The organism is Nocardiopsis sp. NPDC007018, assembly GCF_040635075.1.
Lineage (GTDB): Bacteria > Actinomycetota > Actinomycetes > Streptosporangiales > Streptosporangiaceae > Nocardiopsis.
In genome coordinates this window covers 1-10,245 of the sequence record NZ_JBEYHA010000092.1, presented here as the reverse complement: position 1 = coordinate 10,245, position 10,245 = coordinate 1, and the positions used below count along the sequence as shown (strand labels likewise).

Below are 10,245 nucleotides of genomic sequence, written 5' to 3'. Positions count from 1 at the left end.
CCCCGCCCCTCCACGAGGACCCCGTGAACCCCTCCGCGGGGCGGGGCCGCCCCGCCCCTCCACGGAGCGCGGGGCCCCACCGTTCACGTGAAAGCACCCCCGATGCCCTTGACCCGGGGGGCTCGCGCCCCCAGAGTCGTCACGTGACATCCACCTGCCCGGGGAGAGGCATGGACGCCCGTACGGAGAAGGTCCGCGAGCTGTGGGAGAAGCGGGCGGGGGGTTATGACGCCGGGACGCGAATCGAACCGTCCAGCGTCCGCCGCACCCGCCGACTGCTGTGCGCGGGGGCGCGGGGGCGCACCCTGGAGGTCGCGGTGGGCACCGGGACCAACCTGCGGTACTACCCGCCGCAGGTCGTGCTGACGGGCGTGGACCTCAGCCCCGCCATGCTCGCCCGGACACGGGAGAGGGCCGCCGAGCAGGGTCGCCCGATCCACCTGGTGGAGGGCGACGCCCAGCGGCTCTCCTTCGCCGACCGGTCGTTCGACACCGTGCTGTGCGCGCTGGCGCTGTGCACGATCCCCGACCAGGAGCGCGCTCTCGCGGAGATGTACCGGGTCCTGGTCCCCGGCGGGCGGCTGCTTCTGGTCGACCACATCGAGTACACGCGGTTCCCGTTCCGGTGGCGCGAACGGATGCGCCGTCACCCCCGCCGGCTTCCGCGGACCGTCGCGGAGGAGGTCGGGTTCGTGGTGGGCCACCACGACCGCCTGATGATGGGCCTGGTGGAACGGCTGGTCGCGCACCGACCGCGTTGAGCGCGCCGTTCCCGGCGGTACGACGCGTACCCTGGGTTGGCTCCTCATGGATGTGTTGACGCTCCGTCGCCCCCACGGCGACGCGCTGACCGCACTGGCTCCCGAAAGGGGCCCCTGTGGGCCATTCGTCTCGTGTTCACCCCTTGGGGGCTGGACACGATCCCTTCTCCCTGCGTCAGTGGCAGGGTGAAACGAGATACATTGCTCTCAAGCGGCAACCTCGCCCCCCGAAGGAGGGACGTGACCGAAGAAACCGCTGTGCCCACGGCCGACGCCACCGGTGTACGCGACGCCGTCACCGTCAACATGCCAGCCGACAGCGCCTACCTGTCTGTCCTGCGCACGGCGACGGCAGGGCTGGCCGCCCGGCTCGACTTCACCCTCGACGAGATCGAGGACCTGAGGATCGGTGTCGACGAGGCCTGCGCGATGCTCCTCTCCCAGGCGCTGCCCGGCACAGAACTGACCACGGAATTCGAACTCACCCCCGACGGGATGCGCATCTCGGTCTCGGTGATGACGGCGGACGGACGCCTGCCCGCCCGTGACACCTTCGCCTGGACCGTCCTGTCCGCGCTCGCCGGGGACGTCGACGCGGGGGTCGGTCCGGACGACCGCGTCTTCATCGTCCTGTACAAACGCCGTGGCGCCCTGGAGCCGGCGTGAGCGAAAGGGGGCCCGCTCTGACAGCGAAGACCGAGCACGCGGTGCCCGACCGGGCCCGCGCGAGAGAGTTGTTCGAGCGCCTTAACGACCTCGACGCGGACGCGCCGGAACGCCGGGCGATCCGCGACGAACTGGTCGAGCTCCACCTGCCCTTGGTGGAGTACCTGGCCCGCAGGTTCCGCAACCGGGGCGAGTGGCTGGACGACCTCACGCAGGTGGCCACGATCGGGCTGATCAAGTCCATCGACCGGTTCGACCTGGAACGCGGGGTGGAGTTCTCCACGTACGCGACCCCGACCATCGTCGGTGAGATCAAGCGCCACTTCCGGGACAAGGGCTGGGCGGTGCGGGTTCCGCGGCGCCTCCAGGAGCTGAAGCTCTCCCTGACCAAGGCGGTCAGCGACCTGTCCCAGCGCGAGGGGCGCTCCCCCACCGTCGCGGAACTGGCCGCGCACCTGCAGATGACCGAGGAGGAGGTGCTGGAGGGACTGGAGTCCGCCAACGCCTACTCGACGGTGTCGTTGGACGCCCCCGACAGCGGGGACGAGGACGCCCCCGCGGTGGCCGACTCCCTGGGGATCGTCGACGAGTCCCTGGAGGGCGTGGAGTACCGGGAGTCCCTCAAGCCGCTCCTGGAGCAGCTGCCGCCCCGCGAGAAGCGCATCCTGCTGCTGCGCTTCTTCGGGAACATGACGCAGTCGCAGATCGCCCAGGAGCTGGGGATCTCCCAGATGCACGTGTCGCGTCTGCTGGCGCGCACCCTGGCCCAGCTGCGGCAGGCGCTCACCACGGACGACTGACCCCGTGCGGCCGACGGCCGCGGTGACGTTACCGGCGCCCCTCGGTGTCGGAGAACAGCGCCGCGGTCGTCGGCGGCGCCAGGACCGCCGCGGCCGCCGCGACGGCCACCGCGAGCATGACGGCGCAGATCGCGTACTGCTCGCCCGTGTACATGTAGTACGCCACCACCCCCATGAAGAGCTGGGTGACGACCACCGGCGTGCGGGCCCAGTCACGCAGGTTCCAGAGGCCGTAGGCGACGAAGACCAGCAGCGCCCCGACGCCGACCCCGATCACGGTGAGCGGGAGGGCCGAGGAGACCGGGTCCGTCGCCCGGCCGGTGGCCGCGGTGTAGAGGCTGTAGAGACCGGCGAGCGCCGAGACCAGCCCGATCAGGGCCTCCAGCACGGCGGCGATGACGATGGTGATGGGACGCGAAGACACCTGACGAGCCTATACGCGCTCGCGGGGTCCGCCCCTCCGGCTCCCCCGCGGGACCCCCACCGCCTAGACTGTCGGGGTGCGAGCCCTATTCATCGTGAACCCCCAGGCGACCACGACCACCTCACGCACCCGCGAGGTGATCCTGGGCGCGCTGGCCGCCGAACTGGACGTCACCCCCGTCGAGACCGCCTACCGGGACCACGCTCGCGAACTGGCGCGGGGCGCGGCCGCGGACGGGTTCGACCTGGTGCTGAGCCTGGGGGGTGACGGCACGGTCAACGAGGTCGTCAACGGGCTCCTGGCCACCCCGGAGGAGCTGCCGCGACCCCGTTACGCCGTCATCCCGGGCGGCAGCGCGAACGTGTTCATTCGCGCCCTGGGGGTTCCCGGGGACCCGGTGGAGGCCACGGGAACGATTCTGGAGGCCATCCGGGCGGGGCGCGAACGCGAGATCGGGCTGGGCCGGATCACCGGTGAGCAGGATGACCGGTACTTCACGTTCTGCGCGGGTTTCGGGTGGGACGCCGATGTGGTGCAGCAGGTGGAGCACGAACGCGGCAACGGCCGCAAGGCCACCCCGGCCCTGTACGCGGAGACCGCGGTAAAGCTGTTCTTCCGGGGCGATATCCGCGATCCGTCACTCAGCGTGAGTGACGGCGGAAGGTCGTTGGAGGATGTCTATTTCGCGCTGGTCACCAACACCACTCCGTGGACGTACGCGGGGGCGCTGGCGCTTCAGCCCACCCCGGCCTCCCGTTTCGAGCTGGGTCTGGACGCATTCGCGCTCACCCAGTCCTCGCACGCGCTGACTGGCTGGGTTCTTTCCCAAATGTTCTTCCCCAAGGGCCTTCCCGCACACGGGGACGGGTACGTGACCTGGCACGACCAGGCGTCGCTGCGCATCTCGTCGTCGCATCCGCGGGCGTTCCAAATCGACGGCGAATACCTGGGCGAGCGTGAAGAGGTCAACTTCCACTCGGTACCGAAGGCATTACGAATCTTCTGTTAATAACGCCGATAGCGGCCATTCCCGATGACTGTGACGCACCCGACACACCGAACAGGACCTTCGGCCTCGGGAAGTCTTGCATGGTCCCGGCGATCCTGACACGCTCGACATATCGCCGCGAGTTACGGGCGAGTTAATTTGGGCGCTCCCACGTGGCCGTGGGGTGAAACCTCACTTACTCGGCCTGACGACACCCACCGGTGGACCCCCTCCGCCGGGCGCCCTTGCACATTCCGATCGTGAAAAGCTTCACAAATGATCGCCTCACTGTGAGGAGTGGACCGCATGGACTGGCGCCATGACGCAGCCTGCCGTGACGAAGACCCCGAACTCTTCTTCCCCATCGGCGACTTCGGCCCCGCACTGATCCAGATCGAGGAGGCCAAGGAGGTCTGCCAGCGCTGTCCGGTCAGCTCCGCGTGTCTCAAGTGGGCGCTGGAGAGCGGCCAGGACGGTGGCGTCTGGGGCGGCACCTCCGAGGAGGAACGCCGCCGCATGAAGCGCCGCGGTACCGCGCTGCGCCCCATGGTCCGCAGCTAGACCGTTCCCGGCCGACGACGATCCCCCGCTGGCGCGGCGGGGGCCCGGACCGCGCACCACGGCAACGGCGCCGCGGGCGCCCGTCAGGGAACCTCGCGCTCCTCGTGCTCCAGGGGCAGACCGATCGCCACCTCGGTCCCGCCGGACTCCTTCGGTCTGATCGCCAGGGTCCCCCCGAGCTCGCCCACGATGAGGGTCCGCACGATCTGCAGGCCCAGACTCGTGGTTCCCTCCAGGTCGAAGTCCTCCGGCAGCCCCCCGCCGTCGTCGGAGACGGCCAGCTCCAGACTGCTCGGCCCCGGGTGGCCCGGCCCGGTGTCGAACCGGCGCACCCGCACCTCGATCAGGCCCGGCCCCTGGCCCAGTCCGTGCTCCACCGCGTTCTGCACCAGCTCGGCCAGCACCATCGACAGCGGGGTGGCCACGAGCGCGTTCAACAGTCCGAAGTGGCCGTCGCGCCGGGGCACCACCGCGTGACCCGTCGAGGACACCTCGGCCGCCATCTGCATGACCCGGTCGGCGATGTCGTCGAAGTCCACCACCTCGTCCGGGGTGTGCGAGAGCATCTCGTGCACGATCGCGATGGACCCCACGCGGCCGACCGCCTCGTCCAGGGCCGCCCGCGCCTCGGGGATGTCCAGACGCCGTGACTGGAGCCGCAGCAGCGCCGCCACCGTCTGGAGGTTGTTCTTCACCCGGTGGTGGATCTCCCGGATGGTGGCGTCCTTGGTCATGAGCTCGCGCTCGCGCCTGCGCAGCTCGGTGACGTCGCGGACCATCACCAGCGCGCCGATCCGCACACCGTCGACGATCAGGGGGATCGACCGCAGCTGGACGGTGACCCCGCGCGCCTCGATCTCCGACTCCTGCGGGGCCCGCCCGCTCGCCGTGTAGGTGAGGTTCTCGTCCCGGGCCTCCCCCTGCGAGGCCAGCTCCAGCGTGGTGCGGTCCAGGCGCGCCCCGACGAGGTCGGCGGCCAGGCCCAGCCGGCGGTAGGCGGAGAGCGCGTTGGGGCTGGCGTAGACCACCTCGCCGTTCTGGTCCAGGCGCAGCAGTCCGTCGCCCACCCTCGGCGACCGGACCATGAGCGGCCCCTGGTCGCTGAACGGGAAGGCGCCCTCCGAGATCATCTGGGCGAGGTCGCCGGCGCTCTGGAGGTAGGTGAGCTCCAGGCGGCTCGGCGTACGAGCCGAACTCAGGTTGGTGCTGCGCTGGATGACGGCGATGAGGTTGCCCTCCCTGCGGACCGGAATGGTCTCCTCGCGCACCGGCACCCCGCCGGACCAGTCGGGGTCGCCGTCGCGGCAGATGCGCCCCTCGCTCCAGGCCCGGTCGATCAGGGCCCGGCGGCCGACCACCCGAGGGGCGGTCCGGGACGTGAGATCGGTCATGTCGTCCCTGAGCACCGCCTCCACCAGGTCGTCCTGGAAGGCGGTGGGGCCGGTGGTGGGCCGCATCTGGGCGATGGCGATCCACCCGTCGTCATCCCGCAGGCGCACCCAGAGCACGAGGTCCGCGAAGGAGAGGTCGGCCAGGAGCTGCCAGTCGGAGACCAGCGAGTGAATCCACTCCAGGTCCGCCTGTTTGAGTGACGTGTGTCGGCGAATGAGGTCGCTGAGGTGAGGCACTCACAAATCATCCCATGAAGCCGTGCATACTCAAGGGGCACGCACTCGACCAGTGGTCCACACCAATCGACGGCCGGAAGGCGGCCGCACGACCACGACCGGGCGGGGTGCGCAACGCGGCGGAGGAGACTGATGACGGTTCAGCGCACACTGGACGGCAACCCGCGGGTGCCCAAGTACTACCAGGTCAAGAAGCAGTTGCTGGAGCTGATCGAGGCCATGCCCGCCGGGAACCCGGTCCCGCCGGAGCGCTCCCTGGCCACGCAGTTCGGCACCTCGCGCACGACGGTGCGCCAGGCCCTGACGGAGATGGTGGTCGAGGGCCGCCTCCTGCGTATCCAGGGCAAGGGCACGTTCGTGGCCAAGCCGAAGGTCGCGCAGGTCCTCCAGCTGACCAGCTACACGCAGGAGATGCGGGCGCACGGCCTGCACCCCGCCACCCGCATCCTGGACGTCAGCTACATCAACGCCGACGACCAGCTGGCGGAGCTCCTCTCGATCCGTTCGGGCGGTCGCGTGCTGCGGATCGAACGGCTACGGCTGGCCAACGGCGAGCCCATGGCCGTCGAGACGGCGCACCTGGCCGCACGGCGCTTCCCCGGACTCCGGAGGCAGCTGGACCGCTACGCGTCGCTCTACGAGGCTCTGGCGAGCGCCTACGACGTCTCCCTCGCGGAGGCGGAGGCCTCCATCGAGACGGTGCTGGCGACCCCCAACGAGGCGCGCCTGCTCGGCGTGGACGTGGGCCTGCCGCTGGTGCTGCACTGCCAGCACAGCTTCGACGGTGACGGACACCCGGTGGAGTGGGTCCGCTCCCTGTACCGGGGAGACCGCTACAAGTTCGTCACCCGCCTGCGCCCGCCCCGGGACTGACGCGCCCCGCCCCGGTCCGGAATCGGCACGCGGGGCGCGGACCGGGTCAGCCGCGGGCGAGCACGCTGGCCAGGGCGTCGACCACCCGCGGGTCGTACTCGCTGTCGGTGTCCATCCGCAGCCGCTCCACGACGGCGGCCCGGCGCTCGGCGTCGCCGTTCTCCCCGACGAGGTCGTCGAAGGCGTTGGCGACCTTGATGATCCGGCTGCCCAGCGGCGGCACGCCCGCCTCGCCGTCCCCGGCCAGCGGCTCGCACTGGCGGCGGACCATCTCGGCGACGTGGTCCAGTACCCCGGTCTCCCGGATGATGGCCGACCCCAGCTCCGCGATCCGCCGCTGTTCCCTGGGCGAGGACAGCACGGTCGCGCCGCCCGCGATGGGCTCCCGCAGCGAGAGCTGGCCGATGTCGTGCATGAGCGCCGCGTACTCCAGCTCCAGCAGCTCCGCCTCGGCCAGGCCCAGTTCGCAGGCGATGCCGTGCGAGAGCTGGCTGACCCGGCGGGAGTGGCCGTTCTCCACGTAGCCGCCGACCTCGGTGACCCTGGACAGCGCGCGCACCGTCTCCAGGTAGGTGCGGCGCACCTCGGCGTGCCTGCGGAAGGCCACCTGGGAGACCAGGAGCGGGGCGAGGAAGACCAGCAGGCCCACCAGGCCGGTCACCGTGCAGGCCAGGGCGATGAGCACGCCGCTGGAGGCGATCGCGCCGCCGGTCGCGACCTGGGCCCGGGCCTCGTCCCGCAGGGCCACCGCGAGCCGGGTGCGCAGGCGCTCGGCCCGCAACACGGCGGAGACCCCCACGTCCAGCGCCCAGGCCAGGGCGACCAGCACCGTCATCATCAGGGCGACCATGACGGAGGGGCCGGTCAGGGACAGGGCCTCGGCCAGTGGTCGGAAGGCCGCGGCGAGCAGGGCCGCGGTGAGGACCCGCCGCGCCACGTCCTCCAGGCGGGGGGCGTGGCCCACCGCCACGTGCGGGAGCTCGCCCAGGGCCACGCCCAGGGCGACCACCGCCACGACCTGCCAGGCGGAGTGGTGGCTGGCCTCGCCGCCCAGGCTGGGCAGGAACGCGTAGGCGATCGCCCCGGCCAGGGCGATCGGCGCGGACCCCCGGTGCCCGGGCAGGGTGATCCTGGCCAGCTCACCGACCGCGATGACCAGGCAGAAGGCCAGCGCCACGTAGGGCTGGTCGAACCCGGTGGAGGCGGTCCACACCAGGGCGGTGAGGGAGGCGGCGCCCACCCCGCCCACGAGCAGGGCGCGGAAGGGGCGCGCCGTGCGCCACACGGGCCCCCGGGCCCGCTGGTGGCCGAGCGCCCCGCCCTCGGGACCACTCGGGTGCGGACCGGGCGGGACCCCGTCCGACTGCCTCTGCGCCATCACCGCTCCTGGCCCCCCGTCACCGCGGCCGCCGAGGTGGACTCGGCCACCGGGGACGTACCGTCCCGCCGCGCGGCGGACGGTGCCGTCGCGCCCTTCTCCTCGGACTCCGCGCCGCCGGAGGCGCCGTAGCACCCGCCCGGCGGCTCCGCGATGTCCGGAGTCTCCCACCCCTCCCGGGTGACGGCGCGCACGAGGGCCTCCACCATCCGGGGGTCGAACTGGCTGCCCGCGCAGCGCCGGAGTTCGGCGATGGCGTCCTCCACGGACCACGCCTTGCGGTAGGACCGGGTGGAGGTGAGGCAGTCGAAGACGTCGGCCACGCTGATGATCCGGGCCGACTCGGGGATCTCCATCCCCACCAGGCCCATCGGGTAGCCGCGACCGTCCAGGCGCTCGTGGTGGTGCCGGATGCCCGCGAGCGCCTCGTCGAGGAAGCTGATCTCCCGGACGATCTCGTATCCGCGCGTGGGGTGCAGCTTGATCGCGGCGTACTCGTCGTCCGTGAGCTTGCCGTTCTTCTGGAGCACCTTGGTGGGCACCCCGAGCTTGCCGATGTCGTGCAGCATGCCCGCGTAGCGGATCTTCTGCACCCGCTCGGCCGGCATACCCAGTTCGGCGGCGATCATCGCCGAGCCCTCGGCCACCCGCATGCAGTGGCCCCGGGTGTAGTAGTCCTTCGTCTCGACCGCCTGGCACAGGGTGGCCAGCGTGGCCTCGTGCGCGCGGGCCTCGGCGCTCTGCTGGCCGAAGACCCAGCGGGCGATGAACAGCGGCAGCAGGACCAGGAGCGGGGCGATGACGCCCACCGCGCCCCAGATGGCCGCGATGGCCAGGCCCAGCATCTGGTAGCCCACGGAGGCGACCTCCAGGGAGGCCAGCGGGCGCCAGCGCAGCGGCCCGACGCGCGCGGGCCGGGTGACGCCCAGACACCACACGAGCACGCCGATGAGCGCCGAGTTGAGCAGTGTGTGCGTCAGGACCGCCGCGACGTAGGGCAGGACGATGCCGGGGAAGTCGGACTGCCCCGGCACCCCCACCGTACCCCCGAGCAGCAGGTAGACGTGTCCGGCCACGTGCGCCGCCAGGGCGAACTGTGCCCCGTTGAAGGCCCGCTTGACCAGACCCTGCCTGCGGATCACCAGGCAGGAGGCGAAACCGACCACGGCCGCGCCGGCCGGTCCCACGAGCACGACGGCGGCCAGGGCCACGGCCGAGCTCGGCGAGATTCCGGCTTCCTTGACGTCGGCGACGACGTGTGTGCTTATCGACTCCGCGACGACGAACAGGACAGCGATGAGTACCAGGGTCCCCAGGCTGATCCCCGAGTAGGGACCCACGAGCATGACGACGACAGCACTGACAACGATGATCCCGACGTAGACACGCGCGCCCCAAGGAAGAGCCCGCACCCCCGTTCACCCCCCACCGACGACGACCGGACTGTCATGGTTTCACCGGTTCTGTTCTACCACCAAGACCATCCGGTAAAAGTGGAAGCAGCAAAAACGGCGGCCATCATCGGACCGAACATGGTGACGAGCATCGTCATCCCCCTTCTCCCTGCGGCGACAGCCCCCTCATCCCCCGGGCACGCCGCGCAAATGACCCTATTCGTTGGATAAGGCCTCCAGTTTAACGGGCCACGGCACCATCCTGATTACCCCCAACCCGAACCGGGGGCACCCGATCGGCCACAGGGGGCGACAAGTTCCGGAGCGTGGAATTACTAATTCAATTAGTCATTCCAAACAACTACACAGAGTGACAATAGGCCCCAGGGGCGACTCGGGCGATCGTCGCCCCCCGGGGCGTTCCTGCGCAGGGCGCCAGCCGACCCCATCAGGCACGACTACCCATCGTGAGCATTCGAAACAAGTCCTCACGAGTCCAAGGAAATTCATTCCGACTCGGTCACGACCGAAAACCGTTTCTCCGCATCGGGCGTGTCGAACCCCACGAGAACCACCCACCGGGCACCCCCGTGACCAAAACCCCCGAAGCCCCACGGGTGTCGGCGCACTCTTTCTCCAAAAGCACGCATAAGGCCCAAAACACACCAGACCGCAACAAGCGGCCCCGAAAATACAAAAGTGGCGAAAGCTGGAATTCCAGAATTAACCCCCCCCCCCACCCCGCCCCCGGCCCCCCCCGGCGACCCCCCCC

The 10,245-nt window shown here is 70.6% G+C and carries 10 protein-coding genes; 6 read left to right on the top strand and 4 right to left on the bottom strand.

The window, feature by feature from the left end:
- The first annotated feature begins 170 nt into the window (after nt 1-170).
- The 3 genes from ABZ635_RS26650 to ABZ635_RS26640 all read left to right on the top strand — a co-directional run bounded on the left by ABZ635_RS26650 (nt 171) and on the right by ABZ635_RS26640 (nt 2,227).
- Entirely contained in the window at nt 171-761 is a 591-nt protein-coding gene (locus ABZ635_RS26650; RefSeq protein ID WP_357769953.1) for a class I SAM-dependent methyltransferase, read from the top strand.
- 240 nt (nt 762-1,001) lie between these two features.
- On the top strand, nt 1,002-1,427 hold the full coding sequence (locus tag ABZ635_RS26645) for an anti-sigma factor (protein ID WP_357769951.1): 426 nt from the start codon (nt 1,002-1,004) through the stop codon (nt 1,425-1,427).
- Between the two features lie 41 nt (nt 1,428-1,468).
- Nucleotides 1,469-2,227 carry an RNA polymerase sigma factor SigF gene (locus tag ABZ635_RS26640; protein WP_199776574.1) on the top strand — a complete coding sequence of 253 codons (759 nt, stop codon included), beginning with the start codon at nt 1,469-1,471 and terminating at the stop codon, nt 2,225-2,227.
- Between the two features lie 28 nt (nt 2,228-2,255).
- Here ABZ635_RS26640 and ABZ635_RS26635 read toward each other — a convergent pair whose 3' ends face one another.
- Complete coding sequence (locus tag ABZ635_RS26635; protein WP_357769949.1) at nt 2,256-2,651, bottom strand: hypothetical protein; 396 nt, start codon at nt 2,649-2,651, stop codon at nt 2,256-2,258.
- Between the two features lie 76 nt (nt 2,652-2,727).
- On the opposite strand from ABZ635_RS26635, the gene ABZ635_RS26630 reads away from it, so the two are divergent.
- Both ABZ635_RS26630 and ABZ635_RS26625 read left to right on the top strand, forming a co-directional pair.
- Nucleotides 2,728-3,660 carry a diacylglycerol kinase family protein gene (locus ABZ635_RS26630; protein ID WP_357769947.1) on the top strand — a complete coding sequence of 311 codons (933 nt, stop codon included), beginning with the start codon at nt 2,728-2,730 and terminating at the stop codon, nt 3,658-3,660.
- Nucleotides 3,661-3,945: 285 nt separating this feature from the next.
- A complete protein-coding gene (locus ABZ635_RS26625; protein WP_357769946.1) occupies nt 3,946-4,200 on the top strand; it encodes a WhiB family transcriptional regulator in 255 nt (84 codons plus the stop codon).
- Between the two features lie 83 nt (nt 4,201-4,283).
- Here the strand turns inward: ABZ635_RS26625 and ABZ635_RS26620 are convergent, their stop codons facing one another.
- A complete protein-coding gene (locus ABZ635_RS26620) occupies nt 4,284-5,828 on the bottom strand; it encodes a histidine kinase N-terminal domain-containing protein (RefSeq protein WP_357769944.1) in 1,545 nt (514 codons plus the stop codon).
- Between the two features lie 132 nt (nt 5,829-5,960).
- Here ABZ635_RS26620 and ABZ635_RS26615 point away from each other — a divergent pair, with 132 nt between their 5' ends.
- On the top strand, nt 5,961-6,701 hold the full coding sequence (locus tag ABZ635_RS26615; protein ID WP_357769942.1) for a GntR family transcriptional regulator: 741 nt from the start codon (nt 5,961-5,963) through the stop codon (nt 6,699-6,701).
- A 46-nt stretch (nt 6,702-6,747) separates the two neighbouring features.
- On the opposite strand, the gene ABZ635_RS26610 is transcribed toward ABZ635_RS26615, so the two are convergent.
- Together ABZ635_RS26610 and ABZ635_RS26605 are read right to left on the bottom strand one after the other, a co-directional pair.
- Entirely contained in the window at nt 6,748-8,079 is a 1,332-nt protein-coding gene (locus ABZ635_RS26610; protein WP_357769941.1) for an HD domain-containing phosphohydrolase, read from the bottom strand.
- A complete protein-coding gene (locus tag ABZ635_RS26605; protein ID WP_357769939.1) occupies nt 8,079-9,425 on the bottom strand; it encodes an HD-GYP domain-containing protein in 1,347 nt (448 codons plus the stop codon). The genes ABZ635_RS26610 and ABZ635_RS26605 overlap by 1 nt, the downstream gene beginning before the upstream one ends.
- Between the last annotated feature and the right edge of the window lie 820 nt (nt 9,426-10,245).